Annotated in this window: 1 rRNA gene; it reads left to right on the top strand. The window is 56.0% G+C overall.

Annotated features, from left to right (window positions below):
* Positions 1 to 243 (top strand): 23S ribosomal RNA (locus tag AWV70_RS16840); the annotation flags it as partial.

Genomic DNA, 243 nt, shown 5'->3' with positions numbered 1-243 from the left:
TGTAACGGAGGCGCCCAAAGGTTCCCTCAGAATGGTTGGACATCATTCGTAGAGTGCAAAGGCATAAGGGAGCTTGACTGCGAGACCTACAAGTCGAGCAGGGTCGAAAGACGGGCTTAGTGATCCGGTGGTTCCGCATGGAAGGGCCATCGCTCAACGGATAAAAGCTACCCCGGGGATAACAGGCTTATCTCCCCCAAGAGTCCACATCGACGGGGAGGTTTGGCACCTCGATGTCGGCTC

It is taken from the genome of Sporosarcina koreensis (assembly GCF_001531445.1).
Taxonomy (GTDB): Bacteria; Bacillota; Bacilli; order Bacillales_A; family Planococcaceae; genus Sporosarcina; species Sporosarcina koreensis_C.
This window is presented reverse-complemented; position numbering and strand designations above follow the sequence as displayed.